The 14,698-nt window shown below is 37.5% G+C and carries 26 protein-coding genes and 1 tRNA gene; 1 reads left to right on the top strand and 26 read right to left on the bottom strand.

The annotated features are described in order from the left end of the window. Nucleotides 1-17 precede the first annotated feature (17 nt). From ATE49_RS10125 to ATE49_RS10080, 10 genes are all read right to left on the bottom strand, one after another. Nucleotides 18-527 carry a hypothetical protein gene (locus ATE49_RS10125; protein WP_090346989.1) on the bottom strand — a complete coding sequence of 170 codons (510 nt, stop codon included), beginning with the start codon at nucleotides 525-527 and terminating at the stop codon, nucleotides 18-20. A 138-nt stretch (nucleotides 528-665) separates the two neighbouring features. Further along, nucleotides 666-1,214 carry a hypothetical protein gene (locus ATE49_RS10120; RefSeq protein WP_065082078.1) on the bottom strand — a complete coding sequence of 183 codons (549 nt, stop codon included), beginning with the start codon at nucleotides 1,212-1,214 and terminating at the stop codon, nucleotides 666-668. Nucleotides 1,215-1,329: 115 nt separating this feature from the next. After that, complete coding sequence (locus tag ATE49_RS10115) at nucleotides 1,330-1,857, bottom strand: hypothetical protein (RefSeq protein ID WP_065082077.1); 528 nt, start codon at nucleotides 1,855-1,857, stop codon at nucleotides 1,330-1,332. 13 nt (nucleotides 1,858-1,870) lie between these two features. Beyond that, nucleotides 1,871-2,278: a hypothetical protein gene (locus ATE49_RS10110; protein WP_065082076.1), complete on the bottom strand. Its 408-nt coding sequence runs from the start codon at nucleotides 2,276-2,278 to the stop codon at nucleotides 1,871-1,873. Next, nucleotides 2,278-2,727, bottom strand: coding sequence for a hypothetical protein (locus tag ATE49_RS10105; RefSeq protein WP_065082075.1), 450 nt, complete (start codon nucleotides 2,725-2,727; stop codon nucleotides 2,278-2,280). Before ATE49_RS10105 ends, ATE49_RS10110 begins: the two co-directional genes overlap by 1 nt. Continuing rightward, a complete protein-coding gene (locus tag ATE49_RS10100; RefSeq protein WP_065082074.1) occupies nucleotides 2,715-3,041 on the bottom strand; it encodes a hypothetical protein in 327 nt (108 codons plus the stop codon). Before ATE49_RS10100 ends, ATE49_RS10105 begins: the two co-directional genes overlap by 13 nt. Next, complete coding sequence (locus tag ATE49_RS10095) at nucleotides 3,035-3,361, bottom strand: DUF6706 family protein (RefSeq protein WP_081278455.1); 327 nt, start codon at nucleotides 3,359-3,361, stop codon at nucleotides 3,035-3,037. Before ATE49_RS10095 ends, ATE49_RS10100 begins: the two co-directional genes overlap by 7 nt. A 1-nt stretch (nucleotide 3,362) precedes the next feature. Next, nucleotides 3,363-4,442 carry a major capsid protein gene (locus ATE49_RS10090; protein WP_065082073.1) on the bottom strand — a complete coding sequence of 360 codons (1,080 nt, stop codon included), beginning with the start codon at nucleotides 4,440-4,442 and terminating at the stop codon, nucleotides 3,363-3,365. A gap of 32 nt (nucleotides 4,443-4,474) precedes the next feature. After that, the gene (locus tag ATE49_RS10085) at nucleotides 4,475-4,840 is read right to left on the bottom strand and encodes a hypothetical protein (protein ID WP_065082072.1); all 366 of its coding nucleotides are present in this window, start codon (nucleotides 4,838-4,840) and stop codon (nucleotides 4,475-4,477) included. Then, nucleotides 4,824-5,480, bottom strand: a complete 657-nt coding sequence (locus ATE49_RS10080) for a hypothetical protein (protein WP_143349691.1) — start codon at nucleotides 5,478-5,480, stop codon at nucleotides 4,824-4,826. Before ATE49_RS10080 ends, ATE49_RS10085 begins: the two co-directional genes overlap by 17 nt. Nucleotides 5,481-5,681: 201 nt before the next feature. On the opposite strand from ATE49_RS10080, the gene ATE49_RS10075 reads away from it, so the two are divergent. Then, nucleotides 5,682-5,918 carry a hypothetical protein gene (locus ATE49_RS10075; RefSeq protein WP_065082070.1) on the top strand — a complete coding sequence of 79 codons (237 nt, stop codon included), beginning with the start codon at nucleotides 5,682-5,684 and terminating at the stop codon, nucleotides 5,916-5,918. A gap of 6 nt (nucleotides 5,919-5,924) precedes the next feature. Here the strand turns inward: ATE49_RS10075 and ATE49_RS10070 are convergent, their stop codons facing one another. The 16 genes from ATE49_RS10070 to ATE49_RS09990 all read right to left on the bottom strand — a co-directional run. Further along, nucleotides 5,925-7,304 carry a phage portal protein gene (locus ATE49_RS10070; protein ID WP_065082069.1) on the bottom strand — a complete coding sequence of 460 codons (1,380 nt, stop codon included), beginning with the start codon at nucleotides 7,302-7,304 and terminating at the stop codon, nucleotides 5,925-5,927. A 13-nt stretch (nucleotides 7,305-7,317) separates the two neighbouring features. After that, nucleotides 7,318-8,751 carry a phage terminase large subunit gene (locus tag ATE49_RS10065; protein ID WP_065082068.1) on the bottom strand — a complete coding sequence of 478 codons (1,434 nt, stop codon included), beginning with the start codon at nucleotides 8,749-8,751 and terminating at the stop codon, nucleotides 7,318-7,320. Further along, nucleotides 8,708-9,226 (bottom strand): hypothetical protein, encoded by a 519-nt coding sequence (locus ATE49_RS10060; protein WP_065082067.1) that lies wholly within the window; start codon nucleotides 9,224-9,226, stop codon nucleotides 8,708-8,710. Before ATE49_RS10060 ends, ATE49_RS10065 begins: the two co-directional genes overlap by 44 nt. Nucleotides 9,227-9,229: 3 nt before the next feature. Continuing rightward, nucleotides 9,230-9,484, bottom strand: a complete 255-nt coding sequence (locus tag ATE49_RS10055; RefSeq protein WP_078395106.1) for a DUF4884 domain-containing protein — start codon at nucleotides 9,482-9,484, stop codon at nucleotides 9,230-9,232. 16 nt (nucleotides 9,485-9,500) lie between these two features. Then, nucleotides 9,501-9,584: transfer RNA gene (locus tag ATE49_RS10050), tRNA-OTHER, on the bottom strand. A 28-nt stretch (nucleotides 9,585-9,612) separates the two neighbouring features. Then, the gene (locus ATE49_RS10045; RefSeq protein ID WP_065082065.1) at nucleotides 9,613-9,819 is read right to left on the bottom strand and encodes a hypothetical protein; all 207 of its coding nucleotides are present in this window, start codon (nucleotides 9,817-9,819) and stop codon (nucleotides 9,613-9,615) included. A 6-nt stretch (nucleotides 9,820-9,825) separates the two neighbouring features. Beyond that, entirely contained in the window at nucleotides 9,826-10,479 is a 654-nt protein-coding gene (locus ATE49_RS10040; protein ID WP_065082064.1) for a hypothetical protein, read from the bottom strand. 3 nt (nucleotides 10,480-10,482) lie between these two features. Beyond that, a complete protein-coding gene (locus ATE49_RS10035; RefSeq protein WP_065082063.1) occupies nucleotides 10,483-10,788 on the bottom strand; it encodes a hypothetical protein in 306 nt (101 codons plus the stop codon). A 257-nt stretch (nucleotides 10,789-11,045) separates the two neighbouring features. Continuing rightward, nucleotides 11,046-11,399 (bottom strand): hypothetical protein, encoded by a 354-nt coding sequence (locus ATE49_RS10025; RefSeq protein WP_065082062.1) that lies wholly within the window; start codon nucleotides 11,397-11,399, stop codon nucleotides 11,046-11,048. A 29-nt stretch (nucleotides 11,400-11,428) separates the two neighbouring features. After that, a complete protein-coding gene (locus ATE49_RS10020; protein WP_065082061.1) occupies nucleotides 11,429-11,689 on the bottom strand; it encodes a hypothetical protein in 261 nt (86 codons plus the stop codon). 4 nt (nucleotides 11,690-11,693) lie between these two features. Beyond that, nucleotides 11,694-12,416, bottom strand: coding sequence for a ParB N-terminal domain-containing protein (locus ATE49_RS10015; protein WP_260256175.1), 723 nt, complete (start codon nucleotides 12,414-12,416; stop codon nucleotides 11,694-11,696). Further along, nucleotides 12,406-13,044, bottom strand: a complete 639-nt coding sequence (locus tag ATE49_RS10010; protein WP_260256174.1) for a phosphoadenosine phosphosulfate reductase domain-containing protein — start codon at nucleotides 13,042-13,044, stop codon at nucleotides 12,406-12,408. Before ATE49_RS10010 ends, ATE49_RS10015 begins: the two co-directional genes overlap by 11 nt. Nucleotides 13,045-13,331: 287 nt before the next feature. Continuing rightward, nucleotides 13,332-13,742, bottom strand: a complete 411-nt coding sequence (locus tag ATE49_RS10000; protein ID WP_065082057.1) for a hypothetical protein — start codon at nucleotides 13,740-13,742, stop codon at nucleotides 13,332-13,334. A 2-nt stretch (nucleotides 13,743-13,744) separates the two neighbouring features. Further along, complete coding sequence (locus tag ATE49_RS09995) at nucleotides 13,745-14,152, bottom strand: recombination protein NinG (protein WP_065082056.1); 408 nt, start codon at nucleotides 14,150-14,152, stop codon at nucleotides 13,745-13,747. Nucleotides 14,153-14,241: 89 nt separating this feature from the next. Continuing rightward, nucleotides 14,242-14,400 (bottom strand): hypothetical protein, encoded by a 159-nt coding sequence (locus ATE49_RS20210; protein WP_155759299.1) that lies wholly within the window; start codon nucleotides 14,398-14,400, stop codon nucleotides 14,242-14,244. 10 nt (nucleotides 14,401-14,410) lie between these two features. Beyond that, nucleotides 14,411-14,698: DUF1419 domain-containing protein (locus tag ATE49_RS09990; protein ID WP_143349692.1), on the bottom strand; the 288-nt coding region annotated here is incomplete at its 5' end.

The raw sequence follows: 14,698 nt of genomic DNA, 5'->3' as shown, positions 1-14,698 counted from the left end.
TCTTCCATGTATGGCTCTTAGTCCTTTTTCTCTACTTCCGGTGCTTTGATCACCTTCGTTATCCTGTTGGCTTTTACCGCCGTAGTAGAGATCGTAAAAGACTGGTAGTCGTTTAGCTCAAAACAACTGTTCACGGCCTTTACAATTTCTGCGTTATCAATTGTATGTAACAGATGATTTACCATCCATTTTTTTAATATTGTAAACCTGATGAATCGAGGGACATAAGTGAAGTTGGAGCATAGAATAGCCAGCGCTAAATATTCGCACATTAACTTAGAGTTTTGATTAACTCCATTAATCATAGCATTAATAGCAGCTTGATTATTACCGCTATATAAATCTTCTTCAGAAATTTCCAGACGTAGAGATATGTCCGTTTGCTTTATGTTTAGCCAAGCTGGGAAGAATCCCACATGCCACTTCTTTGGCCTGCCAAACATCTTGGATGTTATATCGAATCCAATACGATTGAGGATATTTGACTCCTTTTTTTCTTCTTCCAGCATCATGTCTTCTGTCATCATTTGTGTTTTTGGAATACAAACAAAAATAAGATTCAAATAGGAGCATAAAAAGCTTTCTTGTAACGAGTTACTTGCAGTTAAGGCATAAAAAAAAGCCTACCGAAAAGGCAGGCTCTGTTTTATCATAGGAGTGGTGTATTACCAGTCATTAGATTTGGAATCTTGAATGCTTTTATTTAGTCCACTGGACACTCCTTCAACCGACTTGTTTATTAATTCTTCAAGCTTGGAACTTACAGAAAGCTTTCCGTTTTTATTGTAAACTGTTTTATCAAGAAACGATCCGCCAGAAAGGTATATTTTATTTCCTTTGGTATCCTGTAAATATCTAAAAGAAGGTCTAAACATGATTTTTCCATCTTTAAAATTCATTTCATACCTGTTGCTAACAGAAAATAGCCCTGCTCCATCAAACATTCCAGCATTCGGCTTTACGTAATTAACATCTAATACAATTTGCTCATTGGCAACTTCGTTGTAGCCGTCAAATTTCACTCCTTTATAGGTTGAATTTACATACATCTTTGCAGCATTAAACAAATCTGATTTGGTTTTTCCTGGAAACTCATAAACTATATAATCTTTATCTGGACTATCTATGCTTTTAAAATTTTCAGGAGTGATCTTAAACTGCCCAAAACAGAAAATGGTTAATGATAAAGCTAAAAAGGTAAATATATTCTTCATTGATAATTTTTGCTATAAAAATACAATATTAATTCTATGGTTTGATACGGGAATCCGTAATAACAAAAACGCTCTCCAAAATTGAGAGCGTTTTTTTCTATTTATTCGTCAAATGTTACGGTGTTCCAGTGAACAATACTCCTCCCTCTTTATAGAAAGGCGTTTCAAAGTTTGCAGCATCTGAACCGCTGTCTAATATAGTTATCGTTACATCGATACCTAAAAGGCTCGCACGACCATAATCCGGATTGAAATCAGCAGTAACCTGCGCACGAACTACATCAAATCCGTAACCCATAAAAGGGATTACACTCATTGAGTATTCTGCAGGTACAATTACTTTTGGTGGAGTATATTTCTTTGTGGTAGCATCCACAGTTCCTCCCCATAGCTTTTTCATCGCTTCACCATTTGGATTCTGAATCTTGAAGGTGAATCCAAGAGAAGCCTCAGACGTTTTGATTCTTGCAGTAGGTGCTGATTTTTCCTCAGACTTTTTTTCCTCGTATTGAGCCGGATTCGGAACAATTTTGAAACTGTTTTCTTCAGTTAATCCGAATGTAAAGAAGTCTGTCCCCATTGTGCCATTAGCCCCAATAGGAGCAAATTTAACGGCATGAATTCCATTAGTTAACCCTTCCATGTTATTTGTGTTTTTAGTTATTATTAAAAGCTTTCATATTTACCCTGAAGTTTATCCAATTGTCTTTAGCGTCATCAAGGACATCATGAAACTCCAGTTTTAAGTTATAGTCCTTTGTATAGACTGATTCTAGTAAAGGCTTAACAAAATTCATTATGATTTTTTGCCTTACTTCATTTGGCATGTCTTGATCAATTCCGTTGATTTTTACACGTAAATAAGGAATATAAATGTTGATATTAAAAACCCCATCTTGTAGAAACTCCTCATTCATCGAAATACTATTAATAACAGCATCTTCTTTTGTGCTTCCAACTGGTCTGCGATCTTTATAAATGTCTCCGGAAATAACATTTTTAATCCCTCCATTTTTCAGGAGTTCAAAAATCCATTGTTTACCGTCTAATACTGTCTTTCTCATTAACCGTTCATCATTCTTGGTAATTCTACTTTAACCAACTGTTCAGCACTTGTAATGACATCTACTCCTCCACTCTCTACTTTTAAAGCGTAGTTCATACCTGCAACAAGAACGAATGCTATTCCGGGAATACCGGAGATAACAGAAATCGCCAAATCTCTTCCAATCTTCTTAGGATCATTGGTGCTTGGTATTGTACCATTAACAGATGTTTCGAAATTTTCATGAACGATTTTACCGTCAAGAGAGATAATGTAACCAATGGAGTTCCTTAAGTCTCCTGTGTGGTCCGTCCATCCATTTGATCGTGATTTTGATCTAGCTAATGCAACTCCATCATCAGCGACCTTTTTTACACCAGATATAAGTTGTTGCAGCATCACCTGCACTCCTTCTGCTATATAGCTATCAATAGCACTCATGTCTATGTCTGCTTTTAAGAAACCCATATTCTTGTGTGTAATTGTTCTGGACAAAAATTCAAAACGCTTCCATTAGCTCGTACATTACCATTTTTATCAATAACCTTAATCTTAGCCCCAAAGTCAATTTTATTTATCGTTTTAGGACACTGAATAAGCCAGCTGTACTCATAAACAGTTTGGTCAGTACCGGTGATTTTAGCTCCTCCTCCATTGACTTCATCTCTGCATTTGCCAAAATCAACCCAGTCCTGAGTGCCAGGTATCCATGCTCCTGTTTCTTCGTCACGAGTAGATTCAGTTTCCACAAAGACTAAGATTTTATAAGGATAGATTACCATTGGCTTGTAATGTCTTTTATTTTATTTCTTTTGAGCTTATTAGGCATATTAAGGTCACTACAAAGTAGATCATAGAAGAGTTCCATCTTATCCTTGTCATAGGATATTGACATTCCTCCTTCTCCAATACTACTAGGCAAAACAAGAGTAGGGATTAAATTGTACAGCACTTTCTGAACTTTCTCTTTCATTTCGGCGTTATATTCGGAAGAGCCATCTACACCAGCATTTATCAATTCTACATTTAGAACCTCTTCAGAAACATCAACCGACCAACCATTAAATAAGGCTGTCAAATAATCCCTAATCTGTATATTCATCTTAAAGTACTGTTAAAATGACTGACTTCTTAGTGTTGTTGATGACTGGTAAAGCGTAAGCTAGCCCCTTAGTTGAAAACAACAATGGATCTTCTTCACCCCACGTTTTGATTAGGATTGCATCATCAACAATTTTTTTAGAAATTGTTCCTTTCAAATCTGTTGTAAACTCTTTAGAAACGGTATACTGAGTATTACCAAATACAGAGTCAATTGTAAACAAGATATTACCAGTTTGCCATCCGCTCATTGCGGTAACCTTTCCTGATTTATCTTCTTCACTTACAACAGAGTCCCATACTCTGAAAGTAGGAAGTTTCTTTTCCAGTAACTTAGCATTCAATTGCTCGATCGTAGGCTCAAACAATGCAACAGTACCAGAAGACGCAACACCATATACAAACTCTTTCACATTCTGAAGTTTTGTAATCTTGTTTGCAGTAGCCAAGTCAGTTGTAGCATATAACAATCTGAATCCTTTACCTAAAGCATCATTCTGTAATTCCTGTAGATCATCAATAGGCTTAGCGTCTGGCTGATCCCATTTCTTTCCAACAGTTTCCATTCTAATCTTGAAATCTATTGTAAAGTTTTGCGCCCCAGCTGCATTAGTTACCTTATCCAGCTTAACCTTTCCTGTGGAAGACACTTGCTTTGCAAGCCACTCCAACCTTGCATTAACACCATTAAGGCAGAATAATGGATCGTCATAGATTAGACTAGCTAACTTATCCCCGATAGAGGCATTGTTTTTATAGATTTTTAATTTCTCTCTAAGCTCATCGACCTTAAATAAATCAAATTCATCCTGATCTCTAGCGATTTCGATTTTAGGCAATTCACCTTTGATAAGAGAAGCAAACTCTCTACCTTTTCTAGGAGCCCTAGAACCAAGAGCAACAACGTTCGCCATGATTTTGGCACCCGTAGACGCTTCTATGTTCCCAAAATCTAAAGAAGTATTGTACTCTAATGGAAAATAGTTTCTATACTGCAAGTCCCCTAAAGGATTGTTTTCAAGAATGTACCCAAAATCCCCTGCTCTAAACTCCGGAATAATATTTTGTGCGTTAATTTTCATGTCTGTGTTTTTAGTTATTAGTTATTACCCTTTTAGTGAGAGATAAGAGTTGGGACTGCTTTTTTGATGTCCACTACATGCGTTTTCTCAAAAGCAGGAACAGCATCAACTCTAAACGTACCACCTGTAACGACAGCTACCAAAGGGAAGTCGTCAATTGCTACATCATGGCTTGTTAATCCAACTACATCATCAAATGCTGTGGCATCAGCTGCCAACACCTGATATAAATCTGCATCATCTTTTACGATAGCTGTTCCTGCGGGTAAAATACCATCAGTAAACCTCGCAATAGCACCACCTCTTTCAACGTGTGCCCCACCTGGCAAAGTCGTTACGATCTCATCGAAAACAACAATCTGCCGCCCTGCTTCATAATTACTATTGATCTGTTTCATTTGGTTTTAGTTTTTTAGACACAAAGTTTTTCGCAAACGCTGAAACTTCCTCTGGCTTAGTACTGCCCCCAAAGACTGTATTAGCATTAGCCTCAACGTCATTGTTGGCATTTTCTTGCAAGAATTCTGTTTCAGATTCTTTCAACTCATTAGCGAACTCCTCAATTTCCTCATCATTCTCAAAAGATTTCCCTTTGATGTGGTACTTATAGAACTTTTCGTTAACACCAAGCTCTTTGAGCTTGTCCAATAATTTAGCATCATTGGATTTAGCCACTTTTTCAGCTTTAATTCCTGCCAGTTCTTTTGTCAGTGCTTCATTAGAAGAAATAAGACCTTTAGCCCAAGCAGGAACTTCTTCATCCTTGTTCTCTGTAGTCTTCTTAGTTACTTTAGGCTTCTTTCCCTCAGCTTCTTCTTCCTCCTCGTCCTCATCATCCCCATCATCAGAACCATCCGATTTAGGCTTTTTCATGGCGTCAAGTTTGCCACTCAAAGTCCGGACTTGGTCAGATAAAATCTGAAGAGGAACCAGATCATCTTCTACACCTTCTACTGCATTCTCAATTTCGCTTTCTTCTTTGACCGTCTTGCTTAATTTCTTAGCAATAACTTTCAAAACTTTGTCTCCTAACCCCAAGTTTTTATACTTGGTTTTAAGTTGAGTGAAAATCTGTTGTTCAAACATTTGTGTATTATTAATTGTTCGATAACAAAAATATTTTTCCACTTCATGAGAAAAAAGAGATATAGTGCTGAGTTACTTGCACTTTCTATTTATGCAAGTAACTTTATTAGGAGTGAATAGAATTGAAGGGTATTTTTGTGTCAAACATTGGACATGAACAAAAAACAGGACTTTAATTTCTCTTCTTTTCTCATTTCAAATGGGTTCACTAAAGAGGTTCACGGAAAAATGCAGCTGTTTCAGTTTGAAAGAAAGGATAACTATTACGCTCTAACCATTCATGACAATGAATATTTCAATATGGCAAGCGTTGACTTTCTCAAAAACAATCAACCAATCCCAAAAACACATAAAGAAGCCTTGGAGGTGCTTAGAATCCTTCTAAAATAAAAGCCATCAACTTGCGATGGCTTTTTCTTTTGTGGTAACTGTCTTTTGCTCTTCTTGGATCTGTTTAATCATCTTATCCGGATCTTTTACTCCTAATCTTTCCAAACAATATTTTAACGAGAATATCTGTGAATTACCATTTGCGGACAATAGCATTTTCAAGAACTCGGCTTCATTGTTGATTACATACGGAGTGATAACCGGAGTAACATCAAGATCTCCTGTCAATTTTACATTAAACATTTTCAGCCAGGCGGTAACAACTGCAGCTCTTCTGGTGAAAGCAGGAACATAGATTGAAGCTTTCTCCATCACTTTTAAATGAGCGGACATAAAGAAGAACTCAGCACTTGATCCAGCAAGCATGTTACCAAGGCCTTGCATATTGCCAAGGCTTATATTAGGAGTATTAGTGAAATCATGAGCATCTTTGTCTAGTCTCTCAATTTCATTTGCCAAAGATTGGTTGGCATTTGGTTGATCAACAAAATTAGCGTCTGCATCTTCATCCATTTTCAACACTCTTCCACCTGAATCTTTTGACAATGCCCCCGTTACATCACCTTTCAAAGCTAAAATAGGATATGCAAACTTGTCATTGGTTTCTGCAACATTGGAGTAGATAAATTCAAGACGTTCGATGATCTCTTGAACATCATCCCATTCAGTTCGACCTTCAAAGCCTCTGTAGTAAACAATTGGAATCTTTCCTATGGCATTCTTTTCATTGCTGTCTTCAATCCATCCAAGTTCTTTGTCTTCACGATACTTGATAATTACATCCTTGGTGTACACATCAAATCGCTGCACTCCTGCAGATTCATATTCTACTGAGAATACTACTAAGTCGTCATTCTCGTCAAATATTGGGTATAGATTGTATTTATCAGGTGTGAGAACCTTTACCTTCAATCTGAATTTAGAAGTAAAGCCATAGTCGCTATTGTCTTCCGTTACCGCATACCACAACTCTGCACACTCTGTCCATCTTCCTACAGCTGTATGAATCTCTCTATCTAAGAACTCTGACTTCACTTTCGTCAACAGCTTCATGAATGGATCATACAGAACAGTATCTTCAGTGTTGTTTACGTACTTGATAGGAGTGCCACAAAAAAAGGTAGTTGCAATCGATACAATCTTCTTCTGGTATGGCAGGCCTATTCTGTTCAGCGGAACACGCTTTGACTTCTTCTCACCCTTTTCGTTTTCATACTCAATAGTTCTGTCCGGGAATCTTCGCCTATTTGTGAAGATCTCATGCTTTCTTATGTCGTACTGATTATCGAACTTCTCAATATTAGGCACAGGTAATGTCCTCTGCTTTAATGCTTCCATTTTCTCCTCAATAGAAACATTCCCATCTTTCAATTTTTCCAGTGTCATTTGTTATTAGTTTTTAAATCATTGATGCGATACTATCCGCGTTTGTTGTTCCAATCTTTTTGAAATCAAAATAGGCTCTCATAAATATCATGTCTAAATAGTCAGGAGACCTTCCAATATCTTGTTTAATCTGTTCTTTACTCACTAAGGCGATGATGTCTGAATCCGGTATACGTTCAATTGTATCAAGCTCTTCTTTTATGCGTTCAATCTGCTTTTCAGAAAGCTCAGCAGAAATATGCATCATGTTTTCATTGATTATCTTTTCAGCCAAATAAACAATAAGCTGAGTCTTGATGTTTTTATACTTAGGAACCTCCTTACCTTTCCCAGTCTTTTCTTTGAATGGTCTTCCATTGTTTTTAAACCCAATAACATCAAGGTTATCAACTACACCACCACCGACACCATCACTATCAACAATACAATGTCTTTTAGGAACACGATGTTTGTTTTGCATAGCTTCAATACAGGCCTGTATCTCGGTGGTCTTACTTATTTCAAACTCATGAACCTCAATCAAGTCCCAGCCATGCCATACACCGATAACTGCTGAATCAGAACCAAAACGAGCCACGTCCGCAGTGATATATTTTTTCTTACCTCTGTTTATGTGAGTATTCCTGAATATGTCAAGAATAAGATCGTAGATACATAGCTTATAAGGATTGTCGTCATATTCCCAGTTACCTTTCAATAACCTTTCTCTCTTTGCCTTGTCGGTAGTTCCTTGAAGTAATTCGATGTAGTCTTTCTCAATGAAAGGGTTGTCTTGAACGAATGCCTGAAGAAACTTTTGAAACGGCTTTAACAAATCTTCTTTGAAAGGTTTGTAGAAATAGGAGTACATCCAGTTTTTCTTCGGGTTACAGGTAACGAATATCTTTGGAGTCAATCCAAATTCCCCGTTAAGATGTCGCCCGATTCTGGTCTTAAGTACATCGAACGCTCCAAAGTTTATCTCTCCTCCTTCTTCAACCCAGCCTCCGGTGTACTCTAATGAACCGAATCGCTCATATAGTGGATCACTTGGTTTGTGCCGAAGATCAAGCATATCAATACGAGATCCGTTTTTAAACTGTATATAGTTATCTTGGCCATTGTAACTATACTCTGAATCAGGAATACCATAAGCTTTACAAACCTTGTAAAATGTAAGTAATGTTGAGCTACGTAATCTTTTCAGCTCTTCACGACCGATAAACCATTTTGTACCTGGATACGCCAATGCTGAAAACAGGAGCCAAGAAGCCCCTGTCCATGATTTTGCACCACCGGCAGCACCACCATAAAGAAGCTCTCTTGTTTCATTGTCGGTTAGTACACGTAAAGCTTCTTCTTGCTTCTCATGTCTTTTACCACCATTACAACTGATGAAATCAAAAATACCTCTCTTAAAGGCCTCAACTTTTATCGCCGTTTTGTCCAGCATCTGTATCCCCTGCATCTAAAAGTTCCCTAATGGTATCATCCGACAATTTCGAATAGTCAATAGGTCCCTTGTTTTCAATCTCCACTTTCTTCTCCTCTCTCCATAACTTTGGATGCCTGTTTCGCAGCCACCAAATACCAGCTCCGGTATCAGGAGGGTAATATTCTTCCACATCAACAATTTCCACCCGTTCAGTCGATCCCTTGCCGTTTGTAGTTTCCTTCAATTTGAAAGGCTTCTTCACCGTTTCCTTGAATCCGATAGCTTTTCTATAAAGGGAAGCTGCAACATTTGCATCAGCATCTATCTTTCCCTTTTTTATAGCCTCCGAAAATTCAGGAAAGTCAATTTGCCATTTGTAAAATGTGGAAACAGCTATTTCCAAAGCACCAGCCATTTGCTCATCTGTAAGACCAAGCAAACAAAGCTTTAAAACCTTTTGAGGATGGTAATTTGTATCATAGTCTCTTGGTCTGCCTACGTCTGCCATGATCTACTTTTTATCTGTTACAGAAGAAACTTCATCTTTGTCACCATCATTATCATATTCATAATGCACAGTCCCTTCACAGCTTGACCAATAGACAAATTTTCCCATGTCCATAAATCGGTAAACCTTACAGCCGTCTTTTTCAAATAACAATTCCAATTCGATATTATTACCCTTAGTAAGCTCCTTTGATACGGCTTCATGTTTACAACTAAACAGAGCCAATGCCGAAATCATCAATATAAATCCCTTCTTCATTGCTTTTGTGTTTTTGTGGAGAGTGTAGGATTTGAACCTACGTCTAAGGCACTGTTTTGTGTGGCCACCCTTCGCTTTTTCCTGACTCAGCTAACTCCCCGATTGCCCGTCTCTCCAGGCTGTCATATTTAAAGCTCTTCTATCTTGTCGATCATAAAAGAGTCTGTGTTTTGAAACAGATTTAAGTCAAGAAACACGAGTATATGCCAGTACACATCCCAAAGAATGTTTTTAGGCTCTATATCTGGACACTCTTTATCATTCAGATAAATCGGTATTCCATACATTTCGCCTTTATGGGTATACCCCTTACTTTTCGCCTTCTTATCTGTCATCACTTGCTATTTTTGCTTAGCATTCGAAGCATTTGCTTTCTTTGCTTTCTTTCTTCTTCTCTTTATATAGTCAAGAGTAAACATTAATGTACATACTCTTCCTTTAGATACCGATGATGAACCGCCTGTGAGGTCTGTTATGGTTTTCTCAAAAGTCTCCTTTATAACGAAACCATAGCCACGTAATTCAGCTTTATCATCAGCGGTAAATCCTCTGTGTTTTACAGTCTCCTTTATATAGATTAAGTCCATCACATTGCAGTCAAGTATCAATGAGGCTTCTAACAATCTGCCATTCATTTCAAAGTCAGTCATGCTTTCATCTTCCTCATCGAATGCGGATATTGGAGACGCTATACCGTGAAAATCAATGTGAACATTGGGCTTTTCAGAAAATTCTACACCTACAATTCCAACACCTGCCGATTCGGGACTTCCTACCAGCGTAGTTCTACTTTCTTTTGAATCTTCTGCTATTTCGCTAATTACCATTGAAAAATCTTCTACCGCAAAGCTTGCTACCACATACCTATTACCGTCTTTCTCAATAAAACATGAATAAACATCATTATCATTGAATTCAATTACATCGAAACCAGCGCATTTAACTTTAGGCATGATCTCTCCTGTTCTATTGTGAATGAATGTTACATTTTTCATAGCTTACTTTTTGCCTAACAATAATTTAGTGAAATCCATTACAAATGATTCAGATACATAACTAGCTGGTGGCACTGTATTATCTGCTTCAGATAGTTTGGGAGCTTCTGGATTACTCATATAAGTCATTATTCCATCGAATACACTCTTAGGGCAAATGAAATGATTCACTTTCACAGATTTATCTATAAGCCTTAAATCTGTATTTCCGTCAGCTGCTACCAAATACAATCCACTTTCCGGATAATTCGCATTTTCACTAGCCTCTTTACCGGTTGCAAACGCAACTTCTTTAATTTCTATAAGCATAATCTCAGTTTTTAGTTAACACTCCCACTATTCCAAGGATGATCACAACTATCACCAACCAAAATAAAAATGGAATCCATAGAGGTGCTGTAATCCACCACCAAGACCAGTCTATTGTATTAGTTAATTTTAAGATCAGGAAAACAATGAATACCACTGTACATATTCCAACCCCACTACTTGAATTATTATTTTTGCTCATTTTACTTGATTTTGCTTTACACATGAAGCAATTGCTTCGTTTGCTTTATTTTGGTTCAATTTGCTTCTTTTTCAATAAGCTTATCAATTATCTCCTCAACGGAGCAGTCTTCATCTAATCCAATAGATTCATAGTCAAAATTGACACTAGTGTATTCAAATGGATTATACCCGCTTTGTAGCCCATGTTTTTCAATGACATCAACAACATTTTGGTCATCACTAACCATTTTAATATCCTTGTCTTCAATATACCTGTATACTTCTGAGTGCTTGCCTAATACTTCGCCGAAGTACACCTCGACACCAGATGATAATAATTTTTCTACTTGCTTTTTAGTAGCAACGAAAACTCCTTCAAGTTCTCCCATTCTGCCACAATCGATATGCATTTTATAAACTGCTTTCATATTTTAAAATTTAAGGATTACTGTTTGGTTTAATATTCTATTCCTACTATGATTTGAGCTGCTTTTTCTGCAAGATCAAAGTCATTAGTATCAAGATGAACCTTTACGCCATCCATGTTAGGGTCTTCGAAATCTTCATCCTTTACCCAGATGAAAAACTCTTCCAGCGGAGATATGGCCAGTACTAAATCAACTCTGTCATTGATCTTTTTCACATAGTTAACGATCACTCCTTCTGTACTATCCAAGGCAAAGCCTTTCTCTTCTAAAAATTCTTTTGTTATGTCCATTTTGTTACTGTAATTGTTCAATCATATCACTCAAAGGCTCTCCTTTGATTATTCTATCTTCAGTCGGATACCCCAGCAATTCCATAAAGAAAGCTTTGTTTTGGAAATTGGTAAAAGAAACAGTTACCCAAGGATCGCCATCTACTTCATCACGAATCTTTTCCTTTGTCTGCGCTTTGGCTTCTTTGATAGCCTGTTTCTTTTCTTCTTTTTCAACCTGCTTTTCCTCTTCAGTCTTTTGTTCCAGCTTGTCAAAGTCGCCTTTTACAGTTTGGTTGAAATCAGCGACATCAAATACAGGAGCATCGGCTACTATTACATTTAAATCAGAAACATCAAGACCTGCAGCATCAACATCTATGTCTTTCAGAAGCTGAGCCAGCATATCGTTGTCATACTCCCCCTGGGCAGAAGGATTGTTCATGAAGATATTCTGTTCGATCTCCTGTTTTTGTTCCATCTGGACTACTTCAACACGGATTTCATAATCATTCTCTTTTGTTTCCGGATTATACTTGTTAGCTTCATCAATGATACTTAGCTTTTGGTGTCCGGCTACCAGATTGCCTGTTTTCTCATTCCAGACAATACCCCCTAACAGTCCGTATTTCTTCAGGTTTGCTTTCAGCTTCTTCCTTGCACTATCGGTGATAACACGGGGATTGTAAGAAGCAAATGTTATTTGACTACGCTTGACAACTCTTGTCTCAGCCTGCTTAATTTTCATAGTTTTCATTGTAATTTTCGAACTCAAATACTAATAATTCTACTTGCGGGAACTCCTTGATGATCTTTTTGTAATCATTCGGATGGTACGTTTTGCAGTACATTAAGAAAGGAAGATTCCCAACATTTGTACCCTGACTTTGGCCATCCCCGTATTTTATTGGAGGAATAAGCCTTTTAAGCTTGATATACTTCTCAACATCACCATTCTTGTATTTGGAAAGGGGATAAGCGTTTTTCGTATTGTCGAATATGGCTTCATCCCTATACCCCATCAGCTGTAAACGCCTTGTAAGGTTATCGGACTTCTTAAAACCAAAAATTGCCCAGTCTATCCCTGTATTCTTCTTTACCATTGCGGTAATGTGGTTTAACTGGTACACACGTTGTTTTGGATCTTTTTTGCATCCATACACTCCGTCTTTGATATACTGAGACAAAGCATAATGAGGAACTTCGATAAATGTTGCGTTTTTGTATTTATTCTTAGCCCAGAGTATGTATTTATCTATGTGTTCAAGGTCTTTCACCATGTACATATACACACATACAATTTCTTTGAAGTATGGGGCACATAAATCTAAAAGAGCAATACTGTCCTTTCCAGCACCGGAATGGAACAGTATCACCCTCTTAGTTTCTTTGGCAACCTCTTTTATAGCTTGTATTGCGTGATACATTATACTACTCTACCTGCTGCTTTTAAACGTGAAACTGCACGAGCGTTATTACCACGGTGTTTACGCTGCGCCTCTCTAGCCGTCCAGCTAGAAGGCCTGTTTCTAATTGCACGGTTCTCTCTACCGACCGCACCTCCAATGTCCCTTCTTCTTTGACCAGCGGTGATAAACTTACCGCCTTTACCTCTTATCGCCATATATTAAAGTATTAAAAACACGCCTTACCAGCGTGAAGGTTAAAAATTCTCTTCATGAAGCAAATCACCCACAACCAAAGCCAAATACTCATCTTCATAAGTGAAGCCTTCATATTCTGCGTCCGGCATGTACTCTGCCTTACTTTCTGCCTTACTACCAGCTTCTTTCACAAACCAATCTTTGATACTCACTAGCAAACGAGGCGACTGAGCATTATATCCAGCTTGAAATAAAATGTGTGTAATAGGCTTTTCTTGAACGAAATTGTCGTTTTTGTCAAACTTGCAAAGCTTCTTCAGGTAAAACCAAGTAGCATCTCTAAACTCGACTCTTTTTTCTTTACTTCTAATCCGATCCAAATGCACACGGGCAATTGGCAGATATAGAACATTTTCGTCTTTAATACCCAGGCTATCTACCGTAGCCTGCATTTCTGATGAATAGGTCATATCTAATTATATTTGTATCGTTCTATTATGTCAATAAGCATGAATCTTTCAAGCTTATAATGTCTCATATAGGCGATCTGGGTCAATTTGTCAAATTCTTCTACCCCAATCTTTCTAATGAGATTTTCTCTGTATGGCAATAGATTACCATGTAAATGCAGATTGCACTGAATGCATTGCCCCCAAACATTAAGCGGATGAAAACGAACGCTTTGATAGTGGCCAACACTATAAAAATGCCCTGCATTCATTTGTGATACTGCCTTTATTTTGCTGCACGAAATACATTTAAAATACCCATCTTGCGAATCTCTTTTGCGGATATAAGCATTGAAATATTTTTGCGCCAACTGAACTAATTGAGCTATCGACTTGTTCTTGTATTTCTGTATAGTTTTCGCTTCTAGCATGTAAACAAAAATAGATGTAAAACACACTGAAACAAAGCAATAAAGGCGTGAGTTACTTGCAAAACACGCCTTTTATAATCTTGCTATCTTCAACTGATTAACCCAAGCCATTGCCACCAGTCACCAACGAAATACTGCCATTTTCGTTTGCCGGCAAACTTGTAGATATGAATATCCGTTTTGCCTTCTTGAATTAGCCTTTTCTTTAAAGCAATTGCTTCTTTCTTAGTCTGGGTTTTATTTTTCATGACACAGGTTTTAAAAGTTATTAAGAGCAAAACCTTTATTACACAAGCACCCGTAAAATTTGCCGTTTTTACGACCGAATACATGATATACATCGCCAGTCACTGCTTCGTCTACCATAAAGCAGCCATTTTCTAACCAGATAGGTGGCAAAACCTCTAGAGCTTCATCATACAGCTCTTCAGTAACCTCTACGAACGATTGTCTTGCAATAACCTTTGCTTTAAGCTCTTTGTATGTATTTGCTGGTGTAGATAATAGGCTTTTGTACAAATCATAAAACCATGATTTAACAGTGCC

It is taken from the genome of Elizabethkingia miricola (assembly GCF_001675285.1).
GTDB classification, from domain to species: Bacteria; Bacteroidota; Bacteroidia; order Flavobacteriales; family Weeksellaceae; genus Elizabethkingia; species Elizabethkingia miricola.
This window is presented reverse-complemented; position numbering and strand designations above follow the sequence as displayed.

What these genes read in the sequence shown, in the direction of transcription:
- ATE49_RS10000 (WP_065082057.1), bottom strand. Translation starts at nt 13,742, where the DNA reads ATGACCTATTCATCAGAAATGCAGGCTACGGTAGATAGCCTGGGTATT.
- ATE49_RS10125 (WP_090346989.1), bottom strand. Translation starts at nt 527, where the DNA reads ATGATGACAGAAGACATGATGCTGGAAGAAGAAAAAAAGGAGTCAAAT.
- ATE49_RS20210 (WP_155759299.1), bottom strand. Translation starts at nt 14,400, where the DNA reads ATGAAAAATAAAACCCAGACTAAGAAAGAAGCAATTGCTTTAAAGAAA.
- ATE49_RS10045 (WP_065082065.1), bottom strand. Translation starts at nt 9,819, where the DNA reads ATGACAGATAAGAAGGCGAAAAGTAAGGGGTATACCCATAAAGGCGAA.
- ATE49_RS10110 (WP_065082076.1), bottom strand. Translation starts at nt 2,278, where the DNA reads ATGAGAAAGACAGTATTAGACGGTAAACAATGGATTTTTGAACTCCTG.
- ATE49_RS09995 (WP_065082056.1), bottom strand. Translation starts at nt 14,152, where the DNA reads ATGCTAGAAGCGAAAACTATACAGAAATACAAGAACAAGTCGATAGCT.
- ATE49_RS10120 (WP_065082078.1), bottom strand. Translation starts at nt 1,214, where the DNA reads ATGAAGAATATATTTACCTTTTTAGCTTTATCATTAACCATTTTCTGT.
- ATE49_RS10065 (WP_065082068.1), bottom strand. Translation starts at nt 8,751, where the DNA reads ATGCAGGGGATACAGATGCTGGACAAAACGGCGATAAAAGTTGAGGCC.
- ATE49_RS10075 (WP_065082070.1), top strand. Translation starts at nt 5,682, where the DNA reads ATGAACAAAAAACAGGACTTTAATTTCTCTTCTTTTCTCATTTCAAAT.
- ATE49_RS10085 (WP_065082072.1), bottom strand. Translation starts at nt 4,840, where the DNA reads ATGAAACAGATCAATAGTAATTATGAAGCAGGGCGGCAGATTGTTGTT.
- ATE49_RS10060 (WP_065082067.1), bottom strand. Translation starts at nt 9,226, where the DNA reads ATGGCAGACGTAGGCAGACCAAGAGACTATGATACAAATTACCATCCT.
- ATE49_RS10055 (WP_078395106.1), bottom strand. Translation starts at nt 9,484, where the DNA reads ATGAAGAAGGGATTTATATTGATGATTTCGGCATTGGCTCTGTTTAGT.
- ATE49_RS10025 (WP_065082062.1), bottom strand. Translation starts at nt 11,399, where the DNA reads ATGAAAGCAGTTTATAAAATGCATATCGATTGTGGCAGAATGGGAGAA.
- ATE49_RS10115 (WP_065082077.1), bottom strand. Translation starts at nt 1,857, where the DNA reads ATGGAAGGGTTAACTAATGGAATTCATGCCGTTAAATTTGCTCCTATT.
- ATE49_RS10105 (WP_065082075.1), bottom strand. Translation starts at nt 2,727, where the DNA reads ATGGGTTTCTTAAAAGCAGACATAGACATGAGTGCTATTGATAGCTAT.
- ATE49_RS10020 (WP_065082061.1), bottom strand. Translation starts at nt 11,689, where the DNA reads ATGGACATAACAAAAGAATTTTTAGAAGAGAAAGGCTTTGCCTTGGAT.
- ATE49_RS10090 (WP_065082073.1), bottom strand. Translation starts at nt 4,442, where the DNA reads ATGAAAATTAACGCACAAAATATTATTCCGGAGTTTAGAGCAGGGGAT.
- ATE49_RS10015 (WP_260256175.1), bottom strand. Translation starts at nt 12,416, where the DNA reads ATGAAAATTAAGCAGGCTGAGACAAGAGTTGTCAAGCGTAGTCAAATA.
- ATE49_RS10100 (WP_065082074.1), bottom strand. Translation starts at nt 3,041, where the DNA reads ATGGTAATCTATCCTTATAAAATCTTAGTCTTTGTGGAAACTGAATCT.
- ATE49_RS10040 (WP_065082064.1), bottom strand. Translation starts at nt 10,479, where the DNA reads ATGAAAAATGTAACATTCATTCACAATAGAACAGGAGAGATCATGCCT.
- ATE49_RS10070 (WP_065082069.1), bottom strand. Translation starts at nt 7,304, where the DNA reads ATGACACTGGAAAAATTGAAAGATGGGAATGTTTCTATTGAGGAGAAA.
- ATE49_RS10035 (WP_065082063.1), bottom strand. Translation starts at nt 10,788, where the DNA reads ATGCTTATAGAAATTAAAGAAGTTGCGTTTGCAACCGGTAAAGAGGCT.
- ATE49_RS10095 (WP_081278455.1), bottom strand. Translation starts at nt 3,361, where the DNA reads ATGAATATACAGATTAGGGATTATTTGACAGCCTTATTTAATGGTTGG.